18 protein-coding genes and 1 tRNA gene are annotated in these 19,963 nt (G+C 58.1%); 8 read left to right on the forward strand and 11 right to left on the reverse strand.

Going from position 1 to position 19,963, the window contains the following annotated elements:
* Window positions 1-3: 3 nt before the first annotated feature.
* Window positions 4-2,028, reverse strand: a complete 2,025-nt coding sequence (locus tag A3709_RS00125) for a TonB-dependent hemoglobin/transferrin/lactoferrin family receptor (RefSeq protein ID WP_197484011.1) — start codon at window positions 2,026-2,028, stop codon at window positions 4-6.
* 176 nt (window positions 2,029-2,204) lie between these two features.
* Here A3709_RS00125 and A3709_RS00130 point away from each other — a divergent pair, with 176 nt between their 5' ends.
* From A3709_RS00130 to A3709_RS00140, 3 genes are read left to right on the forward strand one after another with little or no spacing between them, the layout of a single operon-like run.
* Window positions 2,205-3,041: a hemin ABC transporter substrate-binding protein gene (locus A3709_RS00130; protein ID WP_082849772.1), complete on the forward strand. Its 837-nt coding sequence runs from the start codon at window positions 2,205-2,207 to the stop codon at window positions 3,039-3,041.
* Window positions 3,042-3,076: 35 nt separating this feature from the next.
* On the forward strand, window positions 3,077-4,060 hold the full coding sequence (locus A3709_RS00135) for an iron ABC transporter permease (RefSeq protein WP_231871055.1): 984 nt from the start codon (window positions 3,077-3,079) through the stop codon (window positions 4,058-4,060).
* Window positions 4,061-4,064: 4 nt separating this feature from the next.
* Window positions 4,065-4,826 (forward strand): heme ABC transporter ATP-binding protein, encoded by a 762-nt coding sequence (locus tag A3709_RS00140; protein WP_066048226.1) that lies wholly within the window; start codon window positions 4,065-4,067, stop codon window positions 4,824-4,826.
* A gap of 484 nt (window positions 4,827-5,310) precedes the next feature.
* On the opposite strand, the gene A3709_RS23515 is transcribed toward A3709_RS00140, so the two are convergent.
* From A3709_RS23515 to putA, 3 genes are read right to left on the reverse strand one after another with little or no spacing between them, the layout of a single operon-like run.
* Window positions 5,311-5,511: a hypothetical protein gene (locus A3709_RS23515; RefSeq protein WP_197484012.1), complete on the reverse strand. Its 201-nt coding sequence runs from the start codon at window positions 5,509-5,511 to the stop codon at window positions 5,311-5,313.
* A 12-nt stretch (window positions 5,512-5,523) separates the two neighbouring features.
* Window positions 5,524-6,012, reverse strand: a complete 489-nt coding sequence (locus A3709_RS23520; protein WP_197484013.1) for an SDR family NAD(P)-dependent oxidoreductase — start codon at window positions 6,010-6,012, stop codon at window positions 5,524-5,526.
* 24 nt (window positions 6,013-6,036) lie between these two features.
* On the reverse strand, window positions 6,037-9,171 hold the full coding sequence (gene putA / locus A3709_RS00150; RefSeq protein WP_231871056.1) for a bifunctional proline dehydrogenase/L-glutamate gamma-semialdehyde dehydrogenase PutA: 3,135 nt from the start codon (window positions 9,169-9,171) through the stop codon (window positions 6,037-6,039).
* A 117-nt stretch (window positions 9,172-9,288) separates the two neighbouring features.
* Between putA and A3709_RS00155 the strand changes: the two genes are divergently transcribed.
* The 3 genes from A3709_RS00155 (at window position 9,289) to A3709_RS00165 (ending at window position 11,900) form a co-directional block, all read left to right on the forward strand.
* Window positions 9,289-9,777, forward strand: coding sequence for an Lrp/AsnC ligand binding domain-containing protein (locus A3709_RS00155; protein ID WP_066048233.1), 489 nt, complete (start codon window positions 9,289-9,291; stop codon window positions 9,775-9,777).
* A gap of 92 nt (window positions 9,778-9,869) precedes the next feature.
* Window positions 9,870-10,637 (forward strand): SDR family NAD(P)-dependent oxidoreductase, encoded by a 768-nt coding sequence (locus A3709_RS00160; RefSeq protein ID WP_066048236.1) that lies wholly within the window; start codon window positions 9,870-9,872, stop codon window positions 10,635-10,637.
* 93 nt (window positions 10,638-10,730) lie between these two features.
* Window positions 10,731-11,900 (forward strand): GGDEF domain-containing protein, encoded by a 1,170-nt coding sequence (locus A3709_RS00165; RefSeq protein WP_066048238.1) that lies wholly within the window; start codon window positions 10,731-10,733, stop codon window positions 11,898-11,900.
* Here A3709_RS00165 and A3709_RS00170 read toward each other — a convergent pair.
* Window positions 11,897-12,688, reverse strand: coding sequence for an SDR family oxidoreductase (locus A3709_RS00170; RefSeq protein ID WP_066048240.1), 792 nt, complete (start codon window positions 12,686-12,688; stop codon window positions 11,897-11,899). The two genes, A3709_RS00165 and A3709_RS00170, sit on opposite strands and share 4 nt — an antisense overlap.
* Before the next feature lie 114 nt (window positions 12,689-12,802).
* On the opposite strand from A3709_RS00170, the gene A3709_RS00175 reads away from it, so the two are divergent.
* Window positions 12,803-15,181, forward strand: coding sequence for a TonB-dependent receptor (locus tag A3709_RS00175; protein ID WP_066048245.1), 2,379 nt, complete (start codon window positions 12,803-12,805; stop codon window positions 15,179-15,181).
* Between the two features lie 93 nt (window positions 15,182-15,274).
* Here the strand turns inward: A3709_RS00175 and A3709_RS00180 are convergent, their stop codons facing one another.
* Window positions 15,275-16,597, reverse strand: coding sequence for a M24 family metallopeptidase (locus A3709_RS00180; RefSeq protein WP_066048249.1), 1,323 nt, complete (start codon window positions 16,595-16,597; stop codon window positions 15,275-15,277).
* Window positions 16,598-16,736: 139 nt separating this feature from the next.
* On the opposite strand from A3709_RS00180, the gene A3709_RS00185 reads away from it, so the two are divergent.
* The gene (locus tag A3709_RS00185) at window positions 16,737-17,003 is read left to right on the forward strand and encodes a hypothetical protein (protein WP_231871057.1); all 267 of its coding nucleotides are present in this window, start codon (window positions 16,737-16,739) and stop codon (window positions 17,001-17,003) included.
* Here A3709_RS00185 and A3709_RS00190 read toward each other — a convergent pair.
* From A3709_RS00190 to ihfA, 5 genes are all read right to left on the reverse strand, one after another.
* On the reverse strand, window positions 16,987-17,859 hold the full coding sequence (locus A3709_RS00190; RefSeq protein ID WP_066048254.1) for a DMT family transporter: 873 nt from the start codon (window positions 17,857-17,859) through the stop codon (window positions 16,987-16,989). The two genes, A3709_RS00185 and A3709_RS00190, sit on opposite strands and share 17 nt — an antisense overlap.
* A gap of 258 nt (window positions 17,860-18,117) precedes the next feature.
* On the reverse strand, window positions 18,118-18,753 hold the full coding sequence (locus tag A3709_RS00195) for a CoA pyrophosphatase (protein WP_066048255.1): 636 nt from the start codon (window positions 18,751-18,753) through the stop codon (window positions 18,118-18,120).
* Window positions 18,754-19,177: 424 nt separating this feature from the next.
* Window positions 19,178-19,254: transfer RNA gene (locus tag A3709_RS00200), tRNA-Pro, on the reverse strand.
* A 58-nt stretch (window positions 19,255-19,312) separates the two neighbouring features.
* Window positions 19,313-19,675 (reverse strand): MerR family transcriptional regulator, encoded by a 363-nt coding sequence (locus tag A3709_RS00205; protein ID WP_066048258.1) that lies wholly within the window; start codon window positions 19,673-19,675, stop codon window positions 19,313-19,315.
* Complete coding sequence (gene ihfA / locus A3709_RS00210; protein ID WP_007228977.1) at window positions 19,650-19,958, reverse strand: integration host factor subunit alpha; 309 nt, start codon at window positions 19,956-19,958, stop codon at window positions 19,650-19,652. The genes A3709_RS00205 and ihfA overlap by 26 nt, the downstream gene beginning before the upstream one ends.
* Between the last annotated feature and the right edge of the window lie 5 nt (window positions 19,959-19,963).

Genomic DNA, 19,963 nt, shown 5'->3' on the forward strand with positions numbered 1-19,963 from the left:
CTCCTAGAAACGATATCGCGCGCTGAAAATCACTTCGCGGCCAGCGGAGTAAAGCTGTTCCCAGGCCTGGCGATAGTATTTGTCTTCGAGGTTGTTAACTGACAGATCGAAGCGCACGCCGTCAACTGCCTGTGGCTGCCAGCTGAGATACAGATCGGTAACGCCATAGCTGTCATAAACCGTGCCACCCACATTTTCTTCGTAATCCGTACGCGCCTGGTCATCGGCGTATACGTAACGCACGCCGGCCAGCATATTGATAGATTCAAAACCAAAGGACGCATCAAGCTTCCAGGTATCGGCAGGAATATTGGTGAGGTCTTCACCGGTATTGTCATCTTCGCCGCGCACCTGTCCGTAAGAGGCTTTAAGTGCGAGAGGCCCACGCAGGTAGGCTGCAGAGATCTCCGCACCTTCCAGGATGGCTTCATCAACATTAAACCAGGAGGTAGTGCCAGGATCGAAGCGGGTAAAGTCCGGGAACGCCACGACCTGTTCGATGAAGTTGTCGACATTGTTTTGGAACACTGCCGCTTCCACGTGAATAACATCGGCGCCAAGCGTATCCGCGAAAGCCATCTTGGCATTCAACTCCGTGTTAGCTGCCTCTTCTGGCTCGAGCTCTGGATTGGGTTCAAAGGTATTGCAAAAACCGGGGAACATGCAGAAGTGATATCCGGTGCTGTACAACTCCTCGGAACCCGGCGCGCGGAAAGCACGATCGTGACGCACGCTGAGAACCAACCAATCTGCTGCATCCCAGACAATCGCTGCCGACGGTGAAGTGGCGCTGTCACTGGAGCTGGCATCGAGATTTTTCGCCTCGGTTTCGAAATCGTCGTAGCGCAATCCGAACTCCAGGTTCCAGGCATCCGCCAGTGGCACCTCCGCCAGGCCATACACGCTCCAGGATGTGGTCTGAGCTTCCGGCGGCTGTGGGCGATTTTCGCCGCCGCGCGCGGTGTCGAAATCTTCAATGTAGGTATCGATTCCGTAGAGCAGACGCGTATTACCCAACAGGCTCTGGTTGGTCAGATTGAAGCCCCAGGTGTCAATCTCTGTGGTATCCGCGCGGCCATCGGCGACGCGGACCTCATCCATCTCTACCTGATTGTTATACAAACGGGCCTCGAGGTTCAGCCAGTCGTTACCTGCATCCAGGCGATAGGACAGGTTGGTGTTGTCGGTGGTCTGCTTGCGATCAATCATGAAGTTGCTGGTGCCATTGAGCTCTGCAGCGGCATTGGTCGGGACCGCACCGTCCCAGTCAGAGTGACGATAGGCGAGCTCAATATCCTGGCCCTCTGCAAGGTTCCAGTTCAGTTTACCCATCGCCCCCCAGGACTCAGACTCTGAACCCAGCAGTTCTTTACCATTACCCATTTCGAGGTGGTCGCTATCGCGTCCATAGCCGCTCACAAGCCAGCCAAAGTCACCTTGCTTGCCGGCGAGGGCCATAGTGGCCGTGGCACCGTCGTTATTGTCGTTGTAACCACCTTTCGCAAAACCGCCCAACCCGCTGTCACCGTCGACCAGATCGTCAGCGTTAATCGTGTTCTGCGCGACCACCCCGCCGATGGCACCGGATCCCCAGAGACTACTCGCCGGACCGCGCACCGCCTCAACGGACTTGACCAACTCTGGATCGAGGAAATAACTGGGACGATGGCCAGACTCGAAGTTTTGTCGGGCGCCATCGATAGTCTGCAATACTTTGTTGCCAGTCAGGCCTCGCACGTTAACCGTCTGGTTGGCCGCTCGAGGCCCACCACTGGTTGTGATGTTCGGCGAGTACGCCAGGGCTTCAGCAATCGACTTGGGCTGAATTTGCAAGAGCTCTTCCTGGTCCACCACAGCGATACTACGCGCCACCTCATTGAGCGGCTTTTCGATACGCGTTGCAGTTACGACAACAGTTTCCAGGGCGGCTTGCTGCTCGCTGACAGTCTCTTCGGCCCAGGACGAGTTAACCGCCGCAGCGACGGCGGTCACCATGGTTAGTGATTTGAATACCCCACATTTGTGCATCGCTCGATCTCCTGTGTATTGGGATTGCGTGTTGGAAAGGCCGGCAATCTAGCAGCGAATTCCCCACATGTAAATGATAATGATTCTTATTGTATTTATTATTTGCAAAAAGTACTATGGGCTAGCTCACCCACACAGGGCCTGACAGGCCTTCGACGAAAATTGGAGTACTACGAATGCAACGCGGATTTATGGCACTGATGTTCGGCCTGGTGCTGGCCGTCTCTTTTGGCGTCCACGCCCAACCTCGCGTCATCAGCACCGACGGCGGTGCTACGCAGATTCTGTTCGCGCTTAACGTGGACAGCGCTCTGGTCGGGGTCGATGTCACCAGCGCTCTCCCGGAGGGATATCGTTCAGTGCCGAATGTCGGATACCACCGTGCACTGTCCCCGGAGGGCGTATTGGCACTTCAGCCTGATCTGGTCATTGGTTCGGAGCACATTGGGCCCGCGGCGGTACTATCCACACTCGCCAGCGCTGACGTCGCGGTGCTACAACTGCCCTCCCCCGACAGTGTCGCCACCCTGAAAGCCAACGTGCAGGAAATTGCGCAGTACACAGGTGCCACCGACCATGTCGCTGAAGTGATCTCGGCCATCGAAGCAGATTCGCAGCGACTTGCCGCAGCAGACCTCAGCGCTGAGAAAGTCGCATTCATCCTCAGTATCGAACCCGGCAAACTGCTCGTAGCTGGTACAAACACCGCCGGCGATGCCTTCATCCAGTTACTTGGCGCGAGCAATATCGGCGGCTTCGATGCCTATCGCACACTGTCTGCCGAAGCACTGCTGGAGCTAAACCCCTCGCTTATTCTGGTCGCAAGCCACGAGGGTGCTTCCCCAGCGCGACTCGTGGAATTGAACGCCATACTCGAATACGGGGATGCCGCGAAGCGCGGACGAATACTCAGCGTGAACGCGGCGAATCTTGTTGCCGGGCTGAGCCCCGGTGCGATCGCTGACGCGGTGCGTCTAGCAGATTCGCTTGGCCAATCGACCGCGGCACAATGATGCGCTTGTCGTATAGAAATAGTGCCATCGCGCTCATGAGTCTGCTGATGCTCGGCGCCGTGGCTTCTGTCACTCAAGGTGCAATGGCTATCCCGGCCGAAGAGAGTCTACTGGCACTGATTGACGCAGCTATTGGCAGCAACGCGGCTGATCTGGCCAACTACCAGCGCGCAGTCATTGTCGAATTGCGCCTGCCGCGAACTTTGCTCGCGGTACTGGTGGGCGCAATCCTTGCGCAATGTGGCGCGGCAATGCAGGGTATGTTTCGCAATCCGCTGGCAGACCCCGGTATTATCGGCGTGTCATCCGGCAGCGCTGTCGGGGCGGTGCTGGCGATATTTCTTTCGCCGCCCGAGCTGGCCTGGTGGATCGTCCCCCTGGGCGCCTTTGCCGCCGGATTCGGCACCAGCGTGCTTATCTACCAGTTGGCCAGAGGGTCCACAGGCACGTCGGTTTTCATTCTGCTTCTGGCGGGTATTGCCATCTCAGCGCTGGCAGGTGCATTTATTGGGTTTATCAGCTATATCGCTGACGACGCCCGGCTGCGGGATCTCAGCTTGTGGCAAATGGGTTCTCTGGCCTCTGCTGACGGCGGCCGGCTATGGATTCTAGCCGCCGCATTCGCGCTGATAGCCTGGCGACTGCAGCGCAGCGCCAACGGCCTCAACGCGCTGTTACTCGGCGAGGCTGAAGCTCGCCATCTGGGTATTGATGTCGAACAGCTAAAGCGCGAACTGGTGCTCCTGGTTGCGCTGGGTGTGGGGCTGGCGGTTTCTGCCGCGGGTGTCATTGGTTTCATCGGTCTGGTTGTGCCCCACTTTGTGCGCATGCTGACGGGACCCAATCACACGACGCTACTGCCACTGGCGGCCCTGGGAGGAGCCTTGTTGCTACTGCTCGCTGATATCGGCGCACGACTTTTTCTCGCTCCGGCCGAACTACCCGTGGGCATTCTGACCGCGCTTCTCGGCGCGCCCTTTTTTCTGGTGCTGCTATTGCAGCAGCGACATCGAGCATAGCCACATGTTGCACGTACACGATCTCAAGTTCAGCCGCGGGCGCGAATTCACCCTGCAAGTTGCCGACTGGCGGGCTAGTCCCGGCCACGTGCAAGCAGTGCTGGGAACCAATGGCGCAGGTAAATCGACATTCCTCAAACTGCTGTGCGGCGAGGAGGCTCCTACCGGCGGCGACATAAGGTTGCACGGACAACGCCTGCAAGACTGGAGCGCACTGGAACGCGCCCGCCATCTCGGCGTACTCCCCCAGGCCAGCTCATTGAGTTTTGCGTTCTCCGCTGAAGAGGTGGTGTCACTGGGCCTGACTCCGTTGAACACCGGCTGGCGAAACGCGCAACAGACCGTGCGAGCCGTGATGCGCGCGACCGACTGTGCCCATTTGGCGAAAAAGCCCTATCCGCGTCTGTCCGGTGGCGAGCGGCAGCGTATTCACCTGGCCCGGGTGTTGGTGCAGCTCAGCCAGGCAGAACACGCGCCGGTGCTCTTATTAGACGAACCCACTTCTGCTCAGGATCTCGGCCAGCAACACCGCATGCTGGAACTCGCCAGCGGCCTCGCTCGCGAACACAACTATGCTGTTGTGGCCATTCTCCATGATCTGAACCTGACACTGCGCCACACCACTCACTGCCTGCATCTCGATGCCGGCCGCAGCGTGGCCCAGGGCGCGCCGCAGGAAGTGTTAAGCACTGACAGCATAGCGAAATACTGGGGTTACAACGCGCAACTCCTGCACACCGCCGATGGTGCTCTCGTGGTCGCCTGACCTTTTCGCCCTTTCTGCTTCTACGCTGCCGCGCAAGCACAGTCTTCTTCTGTCCCGCGTGCGGGCTTGTACAGATGAGCAACACCATCACGCCACCACTGTGACATAACTGGCCTGCGACCATCCACCCTCTTTCAAGGCAAAAAAAAGCCCGCCGGCTGCTCACACCGGCGGGCTTTAAGCTCCACACATTTACATGAAGACAATCGTCTCCATGGAGGCCGAGGGTGGCCTCCATGCTGTCAAAGCGTAGCTCCGGGGGAGACTCCATTGCTGGTCTTTGACAGCTGGCTGAACGAACTTCCCCGTTTACCGGGAATTCCCCGTTCGCTCAACCATATGAGAATTATTATCATTCCCAGTCGCATTTGCAAGCGATAAATGAAAAAAATCTGATCTTTTACAACAGGCTGTCCAGCGCCTCACAAACCTGCTCGACCTTGGCGTCATTAAGCGCACCGGCATGGGGTGCCGCAAACCGCCTCTAATCGTTGTCGAAGTGTTTACCGGAGGCCGCGCCAAACTCACCATCGAGGCAGGCTCTGACCAGAATGTCGACGCCGATACTGAGCTCGTTCCCGACAACACCAAAGCCTTCCTTGACCATTTTGCTGGCGAGCATGGAAGCCGGATTCACGGCGACGACCGCCGGTCTTTCGGCCATGCCCATTTTGCGCGACCACATGATCAGGGCCAGTTAGCTCTGGGCATAGGTGCCGAAGTGATCGGGAATCTGGACCTTGCCTGTAAGCGCATCCAGATCGACGGGAGCCTGCGCGGCAGATAACAGGTTCACTACTCTACCCTCGTTGCCCAGCAACGGCAGCGGGCGACGGGTCAACAGTAGCGGTGCCAGCGCGTTGACGACGAAGCGCACGTCCATGCCGTTGGCGAGTACGGGATCTGGCGTGCGAAAAATGCTGGCGTCGTTCAGCAACACATCCAGCGCCCGGTGCTCGCTGACAATCTCGTCTGCCATCGCCGCCACCTGAGCAAGGTCAGACAGGTCTACCATGTAACGCGCCAGCGGGAACTGTGCGTGCTCCTCTAGCGCCTGGGCCGCTGCTTCGAGCTTGGCTGGGTGGCGGCCGTGGATCAGTACCTCACGCCCCATTGCCGCCAGTTTTTTCGCTGCCTCCAGACCAATGCCATCGGTGGCACCGATGATCAGTATTTTCTTACTCATCTGAATGACTGCCCCAAGTCAGACTTATTCCTCCAGCCCAAACAGCTGGGTGTTGCCGCCGCGAGCCACCACGTTCTCGGTAAGCGTGCGCTCCGTGGCGAAGCGCAACAGGTAGTTCGGGCCACCCGCCTTGGGTCCGGTGCCGGACAGGCCGTGACCGCCAAATGGATTCACACCCGGCACGGCACCAACCATATTGCGGTTGATATAGGTGTTGCCGACATGCGTTGCACGGAACACCTCACGGGCGAACGCATCGATGCGGCTGTGCACCCCCAGGGTCAGGCCATAACCACTGGCATTGATGTCATCATAGATTCGCGGCAGGTCGGCGACCTTGTAACGAATCACATGCAGTATAGGGCCAAACACCTCGCGCTCGAGCTGACCGAGTTTTTCGATTTCGTAAACCTGCGGGGCAAAGAAGTTACCCTCGCGATGGGCGGCGTCGAGTTCGCAGCTGGCGAGTAATTTCCCCTCGCGCTGCATGCGTTGCTCGTGACGCTCCAGCATCTGGCGCGCGTCCAGGTCAATCACGGGACCGATATCTGTGCTCAGCGCCGCGGGGTCACCGAGTTTCAATTCAGCCATGGCACCGCGCAGCATGGTGATGATGTTATCCGCCACATCCTCCTGTAAATACAGTACGCGCAGCGCACTGCAACGCTGGCCGGCACTCTGAAAGGCAGAGCTGATAACATCGTCAACCACCTGTTCCGGCAGGGCCGTTGAGTCAACCAGCATGACGTTGAGGCCGCCTGTCTCGGCAATCAACGGCAGGATAGGTCCATCGCGCTCAGCCAGCTGGCGATTAATGAGTTTCGCAGTGGCGGTGGAGCCGGTAAATGCGACCCCTGCCAGATGCGGATCGCGAACCGCTGCGCCACCAACCATGGCGCCGTCGCCGGGCAACAATTGCAACGCATCACCGGGCACGCCGGCACGATGCAAAATGTCCACGGCGCGCGCCGCGATCAGCGGTGTCTGCTCGGCAGGCTTAGCGACCACAGAATTGCCCGCGACCAGCGCGGCGACCACCTGGCCGGCAAAAATGGCCAGCGGGAAATTCCAGGGGCTGATACAGAGGAACACACCGCGTCCGTGCAAGCTGAGTCGATTGTCCTCACCCGTGGGCCCGGGAAGATGATCATCGCCGCGCAAACTGTGCTGTCCCTGGCGCGCGTAGTAGCGGCAGAAATCCACCGCCTCTCGCACCTCGGACAGAGCGTCGTCAATCGTGCGCCCGGCTTCGGCGACAATCAGCCCCATCAGCGATTCGCACTCCTGCTCCAGCAAATCGGCCGCGCGCTCAAGACAGGCAGCGCGTGCATCGATACCCAATGCATCCCAGGCCGGCTGGGCGGCATAGGCGCGCGCCATAGCCTCAGTCACCTGGGCCGGACTGGCGTCGATAACTTTGCCCACCTGAACGCCGTGATCGGCCGGCGAGATGACCAGCGTTGTGTCACCAGGTTTGCGCTCTCCCCCAATGACAGGGCCAGCTAAAGCGTCAGGTCGAACGCCTGCAGCCATGGCTTCCAGTAGCGGCGAAACAGCGACCGGGTCGGCCAGATCAATGCCGCGGGAATTTTGCCAGGGCACATTCGCCTGCTGGTACAGATCGATGGGCAGCGGGATACGAGTGTGACGATACGGATGCGCCGACCGGGTGAGATCCACCTGGTCCGTAATGAGTTCTGCCGCAGGTACCTGTGCATCGAGGAAACGGTTAACGAACGAGCTATTGGCGCCGTTTTCCAGTAGACGTCGAACCAGGTAAGGCAGCAGGTCACGGTGATTGCCGACCGGCGCGTACACGCGGATAACCGTCTGCGGTGAGGCTTCCTGAACCTGGTCATACAGCAGATGGCCCATACCGTGTAAGCGCTGAAACTCGAATGCGGCAGGGTCAGGGGCCAGCGCCTGAACCAATGCCACGGTATGGGCGTTGTGTGTAGCGAATTGAGGGAAGATATCCTCAGGGGCACTTAACAGCACCTGGGCACAAACCTGGTACGACAAATCCGTGTGGCACTTGCGAGTAAAGACCGGGTAATCTGCCAAACCCATTTCCTGAGCGTGTTTTATCTCACCGTCCCAGTAGGCACCTTTCACCAGTCGCACCATCAACCGGCGCTGGGCACTCTCGGCGAGCGCAATCAACCACCGGGCCACTTCCACGGCGCGCTTCTGGTAAGCCTGCAGCACGAAACCCAGGCCGTCCCAGCCACGTAAATCGGGATCGCGGGCCAGGGCCTCAAAGAGGTCCAGGGAGAGGTCGAGTCGGTCGGCTTCCTCGGCGTCGATACTGAACCCGATATTGCCCTGCTTTGCCATCAGCGCCAGGGCCTTAACCCTGGGCAGCAACTCCGCGACCACCCGGCGCTTTTGTCGGTATTCATACCGCGGGTGCAGCGCCGACAGTTTGACTGAAATACCGTCAGACTGAATCACGCCCTCGCGACTACCGAGGCGGACAATGCACTCGATAGCCTGCGCATAGGCGTCATAGTAGCGCTGGGCGTCGGCGTCGGTGCGCGCTCCCTCTCCCAGCATATCGAACGAAAAACGCGTACCGGGGCGATTACCGGCAACCCCTTTTTGCACGCCCTCCTCTATGGTGCGGCCCAAGACATACTGCCCGCCCATAATCTTCATGGCCTGGAGTACAGCGCGACGCACCACGGGTTCGCCCATGCCGCTGACCAGTTTTTTCATCCAGGAGGCGGTGTCACCGGTGATTTCATCATCCAGATGGACGATGCGTCCGGTCAACATCAGGCCCCATACCGAGGCATTCACAAAACGCGAACCGGATTTGCCTTTGTGGGCAGCCCAGTCACCGGAGAGAATTTTTTCGGCGATAAGCTTGTCCGCCGTTTCCTGATCCGGCACCCGCAGCAGGGATTCCGCCAGACACATCAGCGCGATGCCTTCTTTGTTCGACAGACCGAACTCCTGCAGGAACGCATCGAGGGTGCCGGCGCGATCGCTTTGGCCGCGACACTGCTCCACCAACTGAATCGCATCACTGCGAATCTGCTCGCGTGCCTCAGCGCCGAGGCGACAGGTATCCAACAGCCCCGCCACAGTCTTGTGCTCGTCGGCGCAATACGCCCCACGGATGTTATCCCGGTAGTGTTGCAAGGTATCAGTCACAGCCATTCTCCTTAGTGTTTGGCTGTATTTTCCGTATTTAGCATAATATTTGTCTCTTTATTTGCTACTTAAATAGCGTATTATGCTGAACAAAGGGGTTTATCAGGATTATTCACTATGAACAAACGACTGCGTGAACTCGATCGAACCGATCGCAAAATTCTGACCCTGCTCCAACAGGATGGCCGCATATCCAATGTAGACCTTGCCCGTGAAGTTGCACTGAGCCCGACACCCTGCCTGGAGCGAGTGCGGCGCCTGGAGCGCGAGGGCTACATAACTGGCTATGTCGCCCTGGCCGACCCGGCACGACTCAACGCCAATACCCTGGCCTTTATTCAGGTATCGCTGGTCAACACCAGCACTGAAATACTGCGCGAGTTCAATCAACGCATGCAGGCCCTGCCCCAAGTGGAATCCTGCCACATGGTGGCCGGCGGCTTTGACTACCTGCTCAAGATTCGCTGCGCCGATATGCAGGACTACCAGCAATTCCTCGGCGAACACCTGGGCGCGATACCGATGATTTCCCAGACCCACACCTACGTGGTGATCGAGGAAGTAAAGAACGAGACCGCGATACCGGTGGCCCCCGCCAACGCATAAAAACAATCAGGTAGGCTTGTTTTATTTCATCAGCTCAGCTAGCGTAGACCTTCGGTTCCATAAGCCAACAAACAACACCGGAGTTCACAATCATGAAATTTTCTCTCGGCCTTGAAGGCAAGAAGGCAGTCATCGTGGGCGGCGCCCGAGGTATTGGGCGCGCCACGGCAGAACTGCTGGTCGGCGAAGGCGCAGAAGTCGCTATTTGTGCCCGCGATGCCGCTACGGTAGATGAAGCGGTTGCCGCTCTCTCAGCAAACGGCGGCATGGCCTCTGGCGCCGCGGTCGATGTCACAGACAAGGCCGGCTATGAGGCCTGGATCCAGAGCTGCGGCGAAGCCATGGGCACCATCGACATTCTCATCATCATGGCCAGCGGCGTTGGCGGTGCAGTGGACGAAAACTCCTGGCGCGCCAACTTTGAAACTACCATCATGGGAGCCAGCCGCGGTGTGGACGCCGCGGTCTCCTATCTCGCCAAATCTGACGCGGGCTCCATCGTGTTGATGAGTTCTACCGCGGCGGTAGAGAACTTCTTTGCCCCCCAGCCCTACAATGCCCTCAAGGCCGCACTGATCACCTATAGCAGCCAGCTCGCGCAGACCGTGGGTGAGCAGGGCATTCGGGTGAATTGCGTTTCCCCCGGCCCCACCTATTTCGACGGTGGTAACTGGGACATGGTGAACCAGGGTGCACCCGAAGTGTTCCAGCAGGTTGAGAGTGGCTTCCCCGGAGGCAAACTGGGCAGCGCTGAAGAGGTAGCGAACGCGGTCGTCTTCCTGGCCAGCCCCGCGGCCAGTTTTGTCACTGGCACCAACCTGGTGGTCGACGGTGGCTTTACCAAGCGCGTACAGTTCTAGGCCCGCATCCACACTCGCAATGGCGCCCACGGGGCGCCTTTTTTGTTGCTCACGGCAATGCCCTGCCCGCCCCGCGGCTGCTACACTTAAAAGATGATAAATAAAGACCAGCGCGCGGGCCCCGCCAACCTGCCCAGTACTGTACATCAGGAGAAACTGACCTTACTCCTGCAGCAGTCCCATATTGCCGCCTACATCTCTGTGGTGGTGGCCGCGATTCTGCTGGCTGTGCTTTGGGAGCAGCAATCGTCTGATCGCCTGCTGACATGGATGGGCGGCATTGTCGCCACAGCCAGTGTGCGCATTGCCATGTACCAGAGCTTCCGGCGCCACCCCCCGGAGGTCGACGAAAACAGCCACCGGGAATTCATCTACTTCGCCGCCACCCTGACCTACTTTGCCTGGTGGGGCATTGGCAGCCTGTGGATCATGCCGAAGGCCTCCTACGCCGACCAGATCATTGTGCTGTACTTTATGATTGGTCTCGCCGGCAGCGCAGTGGCGGTATTCTCCGCCAACTGGCCGCTGCAAATCGGTGCAGTGGCACTGTTGCTGCTGCCCATTGTGTCCTGGTTTTTCGCCCAGGGCTCCCTGCCCGAAGCGGGTATGGCGACCGCCGGCCTCATATTCCTGCTATCGGCAACGCGCTCGGCACGGGTGCTGGCCGGCACCATCGACTCCAACCTGCGCCTCAAACACCAACTCATTAACGCCAATGCGGTCGCAGAACGACTGGCACGCGTCGACGAACTGACCAACCTCTACAACCGCCGCGCGTTCAATGAGTACAGCCGCCTGCAGGCCGCCCAGGCGCAACGCACCGGCAATCCGCTGTCGCTGGTACTGCTGGACCTGGACCACTTCAAAGGTGTGAATGACAATTACGGCCACGCGGTGGGCGATGAGGTATTGCAACACGTCTCGAAAATGCTGCGCGAGTTGGTGCGCGAGTCTGACATCTGCGGCCGGATCGGCGGAGAAGAGTTTGCGATTTTATTACCCGGGACCTCGGCGGAAAAAGCCCAGGTGGTGGCGGAAGCGATGCGCCGCCAGCTGTATGAAATACCCTTCGCATTCCCCGATGGCGAGGCGATTATTCACGCCAGTTTCGGCGTCGCCCAAGTACGCGGCGAATTCAGTGATGCATTGCGCCAGGCTGACTCGGCACTGTATGTGGCCAAAACCGCGGGCAGAAACAGGGTCGAACTGTGTGACAACGTCACGCCGATTCGCCGCCCCGGCGGCGAGCAGAGTCGCCGCTAATAGCCCGCTCCGAGGTCCATCCCGCCGGCGATCGGAATCGTGGCGCCCGTCATGAATGACCCTGCTGCACCGCACAACAACAGCATCACACCGGCAATATCCTGAGGTTCACCAATGCGCCCCATGGGCGCCAGCGATCGCATGAACGCCAGCCCTTCGTCGGTCGTCATATGACTGGTCATCTTGCTCGGGAAAAAACCCGGCGCAATCGAATTCACGGCAATGTGCTGCTTGGCAAGATCCACCGCCAACCCGCGGGTCAGATGGGAAATAGCCGCCTTGCTGGCCATGTAGGAATAGGCACTCTGGCTACCCGCCATGGTCGCGGCCACTGAACTGATGTTGATCACCCGGGCCGGGTCTTCCTGGGTACCCGCTGCTCGTAATAGCGGCAACAGTTTCTGAATCAGAAAGAAGGGACTTTTTACATTGAGGTTCATGACCTTGTCCCAGCCCGCCTCAGGGAACTTATCCAGTGGTGCACCCCAGGTGGCTCCGGAGTTATTCACCAGAATATGCAAGCCCTGCCCCGCCGCCTCAATCTCGCCCGCCAGGGCTTCAATATTGTTTAGTTGTGACAAGTCATAGGGGTAGGCCCGGCAATCGCCAAGCGCCGCCATTTCGGCCGCCGCGGCCTCGCAGTCCTCTGCCGAGCGCGAGGAAATATACACCCGGGCACCCGCCTGCAGCAGGCTCTCGGCAATCATGCGGCCAATGCCCTTGCCACCGCCGGTGACAAGCGCAGTTTTCCCCTTCAACGAAAAGAGCGATTCGAGATAGTCAGACATAACAGACCTTCTTTAGTATTTGTTTCAGGCTGGTGATGCATTCAATAGACCACGCGTGTCTTAGTCATGCAAAAAAGTTAGTATAAGAAACTATAATTATAAGGAGTACCTATCGTGCACACCCGCAATAGTCGCCTGACGCCAATCGCTACTGCGCTAATCGCAGCCAATTTCGCCATCCCCGCCACTGCCCAGGAAGACAGCAGGCGCTACAGTCTGCAACTGGAGGAAGTGGTGGTCACAGCCCAGAAGCGCGAAGAGAATTTCATGAGCGTGCCGGTCACGGTAAACGCCTTCACCGCGCAGGACATGGTAAATACCGGCGCCGATGATATTCGCGACATCGACACCTTCATGCCCGGCGTGGAAATTGGCAGCGCCTTTGGTTCCGGTTCATCTACCCAGGCCGGTGTCACCGTCCGCGGTGTCAGCAGCCCCAACATCAGCTCCGGTGGCGATCCGTCGGTGGCCACGTTTTACGACGGCACCTATATGCCCCGGGCAGCAACGTCGATTCCCTTTACCGATATCGCTCGCACAGAAGTTCTGAAGGGGCCACAGGGCACCTTGTTCGGGCGCAACGCCACCGCCGGCGTGATCAATATTGTACCCAACCGCCCCCACGACGAGTTCGAAGCGTTTGTGAAGACCCGGGTCGGCAACCACAACCTGCTGCGTCTGGAAGGCATGGTAAACACCCCCGTCACCGACGAAGTGTATTTGCGGGCGAATGTATTCAGCCATCAGCGCGATGGCCTAACTGAACAGAAAGGCGTGGGCGACGACGTTAAGGACGAGGGATACATTGCAGCTCGCGCAGCGTTGCTGTGGGACGTGAGCGACAGCACATCGCTACAACTTGCCGTGGATGTGGAAGATCGCGATGAAGCGCCATCCGTCATCATCGGCGTGGGCAAATATGCCTATGAGGCCAGCGATGACCCCTTCTCCGGAGAGACCGCTCACGATGTGATTGGCGGCGAAGAGACGCGCGAAATGTACGGTGTGTCGCTGAAACTGGAGAGTGAGCTGACTGATGAATGGTCGACATTTGGTATCGTCAGTTATCGCGACTGGGACACCACCAATCTCCAGGAAGAAGACGGTACCGCCGACCCGCGTCGCTACCTGGACACTAACAATATCGAAGACTCAGACATCTTCTACTCTGAACTGCGCTTCCATTACGTCACCGACAAACTGAACTTTATTACCGGTGGTAACTACAGTAAGGAAGACGTGTTTCAGCGCACCGACATCGGCTTGCTGGCCGACTCGTACATGCAATTCCTGACTATCCTTGGCGGCTTCGGCGGTCCGGATGACCACATCTGGAATTTACTGCCACCCAGCGAGGAACTGTATCTCGCACTCTCTGCAGCAGAAGGCATTGCGGTGCTACCCCCCTCGTTCTCAGGCGAATTTTTCACCGAGACCATGGACAACACAGGCGACTTCGTTAACTGGGGTATATTCGCCGATGCCACCTACCAGTTAACCGACACGCTGAGTCTCGCTGCTGGCTTACGCTACAGCTACGACGAAAAAGAGTACACCTGGCAAACCTACGAATCCCAGTTGGACTGGCCGTACGCCCCAGAGCGTGTCGCATACAACCCGGCAGAATCAGGCGCCCCAGAAGAAGTCTGGCTGGACCAGTTCAAGTTGAAGGACGACTGGAGTAAAACCACGGGACGCCTGGTGCTGGATTGGGAGTTCAGTGACTATGCAATGCTCTACGCCTCGGCAGCCACCGGCTACAAATCGGGCGGCTTCGACGGCCAGTCGTTCTCCGCCTACGCGGCCGGCCCCTTCGACCCTGAAGACATGACCAGCTACGAAATCGGCCTGAAAGGCGACTTCTTTGCAGATACCCTGCGGGTGGAGGCGGCGCTTTTCTACCACGAACTCGATGGCAAGCAGAATTCCAAATCGACCAAGGACAGCCCCGATGATCCCACTGCCGCCCCCACGGTAGTCACCAGTGATGAGGAAGCCGAAGGCATCGAGATTGTCGTGACCTGGAGCATTACCGACACCCTGCGCATCGCCGGCCTCACCACCTATCGCGAGACCCGCTCAATCGAAGAAGCGTATTTCAATGCGGCCGGTGAACCTGCCGGTGGCGAGGAATTCACGTCGCGCACCAACAACGATTACACCCTGCGCCTGGACTGGACACCGGAGATCCCCACCGGTTTCCTGCTGCTGCATATGAACTATGTGTTCAATGAGGACCCGGCCAAGTTTGACCCGGATACGGCGATCTTTGTAGATGGGCCCTGGTACTTCCAGGATCGCAAAATTCTCAACGCGCGCGTGGCGTGGACCAACGAGCAGGAGAATCTTGAGATAGCGCTGTGGGGCGACAACCTGCTGGACGAAGAGTACGCGTCCAACCCAGGTGGCCTCGCTGCCGATACCCTGGGAGCCGCCCACACCAGTATCCGCGATACCATTACCTACGGCCTCGACCTGCGCTACGCCTTCTGAGGCGCTGCAACTGCAACCCGCTGCCCGCAGGGTGGGCAGCGGAATCTACCCCCGGATGCTCGGGCCCTGTGAGACCAGAGGTCTGGACAACAGCTACCTGACTACTGCGGCAGCACCGCTGCAAATAATGTGCAGTTTAGTCTGTCGTCCATTGAGATAGCGTACCTGCTGGCCATCGAAAAAGGCGTCCTCTTCCAGCATGATACGCACATCCCCACCCCACTCAGCCACCGCTGCGGTATTACTCAGCTCGATAGAGTAAGCCGTATTGGCGAACAGCGGATAATCGCCATTAACCGGCACACCTTCCTGAGCATCCCACATACCTATCGTCGGGCCGGCACCGTGGCCGTGTAACCCGAGTGGGTGCGAATAAATGGTGGGGCGCAAGCCACTGGCCAAAGCCTGCTGCCTGCTCAGGGCGAGCAGTTCATTGCCAGTGCGACCGACGACAAAGTTGCTAGTGAGAATGTCCTGCAGCGTATTCGCCGCAGCCATGGCCTGCACGACGCCAGCAGACGGTTCGGTTTCCCCCTCTCGCAGCACATAGCCATGCTGTTGCTGGTCCGTATTCAGGCGCAGCCAGGTCAGACCAAAATCCACGTGGATGAGATCGCCCGGCTGAATAACACCCTGGCGGTTAAATCCAGCTTCACCGCGACGCTGCAATGAAACCGCGGGATGAAACCAGTTCGCCAGCCCCAGCGCCTGTGACTGCTCGCGCAACCACCATCCCACGGCCTGAGTCGTCGTAACCCCGGGCGTAATCACCTCATTAGAAAACGCCCGGGCGATCAGTTCGTGGCCTTTGGACACCAACTGCGGGTAATACGCCATTTCGGTGGCACTGCGAGTTTCCAACCAGGCGATGGCAAGTGACTCGGCAGAGACCACGCGGGCGCGCATTGTGGGGCTGAGCGCGGCGTTGAGTTCGCGCCATTCGGTGCTCGACATACCATCGGCCAGCGCAAAGCTGTCAGACGTATTCACTGCAATGGTGTCGGGATCGCGCGCAGCAATCAGCTGTGCCAGCGCCTGCCATTGATCGGGCTGTTGCTCAGGATCCCAGACGGACTGGAATAACTCACCGACGGGGTAGCGAGCGACTGCAAGATACTCCAGCGCCCTACCCGCACCGGGATCATGTATGACCAGCATGGTGTGGCGACGAGCCGACATCCAGTTGGCGGGCAGCATCGTCTTCAGGACCGGGTCTTCGTTGTACTCGCGCGACATGATGACCCAGAGATCGATGTTCTGACGGCGCATTAATTCGGGCAGCACCTCGGTCAGGCGCTCCTGGGTTATCTTGTCGAGCAACTGGGCGCGTTCCTTGAGCGCCGCTGGTTCGAAGGCATGGGCTTGAGCAATCAGGAATGCCCACAGGATCAGAGGGGCGAGAATACGAATAGACATGAATTACCTTGTAATGCTGTAGCGAATAGTTGCGCCAGTGTCGCGCCCTACACAATGGCTATCAACGAGCCATGGACACATCGACGGTTTGTTTCTAGTAGGATAACAACTTCAATCCAACATTGTACGGGCCTGAATTTTGGAATTTGATCTCACCGACCTGCTCGGCATGACCGGCACTGCACTGGTTGTTATCGCCTACCTGCTTTTGCAACTGGAGCGCATTGCAGCGACCAGTCTGACCTACAACACCCTGAATTTGATAAGCGCCATATTGCTGCTCATCAGCCTGTGTGTGAACTTCAATCTGGCAAGCTTTGTGATTGAACTGTTCTGGATTGCCGCTTCGCTCATCGGCCTGTACAAGTACGTGCAGCGCCGCCAGCAAACTAACCAGGCTTCCTGAATATCAGGATGACATTGCCGAGCAACACCAGGCCCAGGCCGACAAAACTCGCCAGCTGCCAGTTGTATCCTTCAAACCAGCTCGACAGGAACAGCGCAATCACCGGGAACAACACCGTGGCATAGGCCGCGTGATTGGGGCCTATACGATTGACCAACATCAGATAGGTGGTAAAGCCGATCACCGTGCCAAAGATACTCAGGTACAGCAGCGCCGGCAGATAAAACTCACCCGTCGGTACGACCAGGGGCTGGCCGGTTATCAGCAGCACTATCGCCAGTATCACCGTGCCGTAAAGCATCGAGTAGGTATTGGTGGTAGCCGGGTGCAGGCCGTGACTGCCATTGCGGCGGGTAATCATATTGCCCAGCGAGAACAGATAAGTGCCCACGGTGGCCAGCAGCAGGCCTTTAACGGACCTCATCCCCATGGACTGTCCACCAAGCTCCGGCAAAAACAACAGCACCAGCCCCAGTGCTCCCACAGCGCCCGCCAGAACAACTCTGGCCGGGATCGTTTCTTTCCAGATAAGGCGATTGTTCACCGCATTGAATATCGTCGCCAGCGAGAATACGACAGACACCAGCCCACTCGCGATGGACTCGGTAGCCGTGTAAAAACAAATGAAGTTAAACGAGAAGAGGCAGCCGCCCTGCAGCAGGAAGAACAAATGATCCTGGCGGGTGGTCTTCTGCAACTTGCGCAACACCAACATCGCCAGCAACATGATCGCCGCAGCCAACACGAAGCGATAAAACACCGAGACGACCACCGGCACCTCGCCGACCTGGTAGTAGATCGCCAGCCAGGTCGTGCCCCAGATAAAGACGGTTGCTAGGTAAAGTGCTGCATTCATGCTGCGAGTGTCTGCACTTCCGTGAACAACAGAACATTTGCGAGCTGACCGCGACAATGGGAAGGGTCGCACATGCCGATGTTGAGGCTGAATTTGATAATGTTGGTGGTCTCCGTCGGGTCGGCCGAGTCGTGCTTGGTATGAGGAGATACAGTAACGGCTAGCTATTGACCAAGGGCTTCCTTTTGGTCAATCGTGATAGCGCCCGTTACGACGGATCATGAGCTATGGGATTAGTTGCAAGCATAAATCAGGCTGCTAGCGCCAGGCAAACACCGGCTGTTCGAAGTGAGCAACCCGGGTCGGTCGCCCCAGAATTCCCACCTCACGGAACTGATACAGAATAGCTCCCGTCGGAGCATAGATCCGATCACGCTCATAATGCATTGACAGCACTTGCGCGGTGCTTTCCGGGATGGTTTCGAGATAAGGTGACTCGGGCCGGGCTAGCTCCGAAAAAGTAAACGGATGGATACTTTCGACCTCATCAGGATTAGGTGACATTGCATCCCAATCGATATCGGCCCAGATAACCACCGGGGTAATCAGATATCCGGATCGGGTCGTGTAGTCATCCAGCGTGCCAAGCACCGATGACTCATCCAGGGACACGTTGACCTCCTCGTACAACTCACGCAACGCCGCTTCGACCACGGATTCCCCCTGGTCGATTTTGCCGCCGGGCAATGCCCACTGCCCGCCGTGTGCGCGCAGGGCGCTGGAGCGCCGGGTAATAACGACGACAGACTCCGCGTGGTTGCGAATAATGGTGACAGCGACTGCGGCACGCTTGGCTTGCGTGTGCCCTACTTCATCGCTTTTGAACAGGTCGAGATTTTCGACGATTTGCAGGCGATTGCGCAGAGTGAACTGGAAGTTTTGGAGTGCTTGCACGGGTGATGTCAGTTTAAGGCCAAGGGTGTGGAGGCTTAATGTGCCATGGATGGGGTGGTGTTTGACAGGGGGTTGAATTTTTGCGGGCGTATGGACTGCGTGGAGGATAGTTTGTGAGTCTGGTTAGGCTCGCCAGGAGGGCTCGCTTAAGAATGAATCCGCCGGGCCGCCGGCTCATAAAAAAAGGCCACCTAAAAGGGTGCGTTTCGGCTATGGGTGTAGGGGCAGGATTGAATCAGAACAGCCTTGGGGCTGTTCTGCCCCTGCGGGCTTCGGCGCTTTGCGCCTCGTTGCAAATTCTCCAGTGGGGAGAATTTGTGAACCTGGGTACGCGATCGCTTTTGGCGATCGCTAAAGAACAAATCCGCCGGGCCGCCGGCTCATAAAAAAAGGCCACCCAAAAGGGTGGCCTTTTTTTATGAGTTGGTCGGGACGGCAGGATTTGAACCTACGACCACCACACCCCCAGTGTGGTGCGCTACCAGACTGCGCTACGCCCCGAGAATCGCATTGTTTGCGAGGCCGGCATTATACTCAAAACCACCCTGCTTACAAATACTTATTTGCCCAGTGACAGGGTTTTGAGCAGTTCTTCCAACTCTTCGATCGTCTCGCGAATCACAGCCTGGATTTCGGGGCCGGCGGCACCGTCATCTTCGTCGGTCATGCGCTGACGAGCACCGCCAATGGTGTAGCCCTGATCGTACAACAGGCTGCGAATCTGGCGGATGGTGAGGACGTCGTCGCGCTGATAGTAGCGGCGGTTGCCGCGACGCTTGACGGGTTTCAGTTGAGGGAATTCCTGCTCCCAGTAACGCAGCACATGGGGTTTAACTGCGCAGAGTTCGCTTACTTCGCCAATGGTGAAGTAACGCTTCCCCGGGATCGCGGGCAATTCATGGTTGTTGCTCGGTTCCAGCATACTCTTCTACTCGGGCTTTCAGCTTTTGCCCAGGGCGGAAGGTAACAACGCGGCGAGCAGAGATGGGGATCTCCTCGCCGGTTTTGGGGTTGCGTCCGGGACGCTGGCTCTTGTCGCGCAGGTCGAAGTTGCCGAAACCCGACAACTTCACCTGTTCGTTGTTTTCGAGGCACGCGCGGATTTCCTCGAAGAAGAGCTCAACAATCTCTTTGGCTTCCCGTTTGTTGAGCCCAAGCTCCTCAAACAGGCGTTCCGCCATTTCAGATTTTGTCAGCGCAGTCACGTTCC

It is taken from the genome of Halioglobus sp. HI00S01 (genome assembly GCF_001635445.1).
Classification (GTDB): Bacteria; Pseudomonadota; Gammaproteobacteria; order Pseudomonadales; family Halieaceae; genus Halioglobus; species Halioglobus japonicus.

What these genes read in the sequence shown, in the direction of transcription:
- A3709_RS00125 (WP_197484011.1), bottom strand. Translation starts at nt 2,028, where the DNA reads ATGCACAAATGTGGGGTATTCAAATCACTAACCATGGTGACCGCCGTC.
- A3709_RS00130 (WP_082849772.1), top strand. Translation starts at nt 2,205, where the DNA reads ATGCAACGCGGATTTATGGCACTGATGTTCGGCCTGGTGCTGGCCGTC.
- A3709_RS00135 (WP_231871055.1), top strand. Translation starts at nt 3,077, where the DNA reads ATGAGTCTGCTGATGCTCGGCGCCGTGGCTTCTGTCACTCAAGGTGCA.
- A3709_RS00140 (WP_066048226.1), top strand. Translation starts at nt 4,065, where the DNA reads ATGTTGCACGTACACGATCTCAAGTTCAGCCGCGGGCGCGAATTCACC.
- A3709_RS23515 (WP_197484012.1), bottom strand. Translation starts at nt 5,511, where the DNA reads ATGTGGTCGCGCAAAATGGGCATGGCCGAAAGACCGGCGGTCGTCGCC.
- A3709_RS23520 (WP_197484013.1), bottom strand. Translation starts at nt 6,012, where the DNA reads ATGAGTAAGAAAATACTGATCATCGGTGCCACCGATGGCATTGGTCTG.
- A3709_RS00155 (WP_066048233.1), top strand. Translation starts at nt 9,289, where the DNA reads ATGAACAAACGACTGCGTGAACTCGATCGAACCGATCGCAAAATTCTG.
- A3709_RS00160 (WP_066048236.1), top strand. Translation starts at nt 9,870, where the DNA reads ATGAAATTTTCTCTCGGCCTTGAAGGCAAGAAGGCAGTCATCGTGGGC.
- A3709_RS00165 (WP_066048238.1), top strand. Translation starts at nt 10,731, where the DNA reads ATGATAAATAAAGACCAGCGCGCGGGCCCCGCCAACCTGCCCAGTACT.
- A3709_RS00170 (WP_066048240.1), bottom strand. Translation starts at nt 12,688, where the DNA reads ATGTCTGACTATCTCGAATCGCTCTTTTCGTTGAAGGGGAAAACTGCG.
- A3709_RS00180 (WP_066048249.1), bottom strand. Translation starts at nt 16,597, where the DNA reads ATGTCTATTCGTATTCTCGCCCCTCTGATCCTGTGGGCATTCCTGATT.
- A3709_RS00190 (WP_066048254.1), bottom strand. Translation starts at nt 17,859, where the DNA reads ATGAATGCAGCACTTTACCTAGCAACCGTCTTTATCTGGGGCACGACC.
- A3709_RS00205 (WP_066048258.1), bottom strand. Translation starts at nt 19,675, where the DNA reads ATGCTGGAACCGAGCAACAACCATGAATTGCCCGCGATCCCGGGGAAG.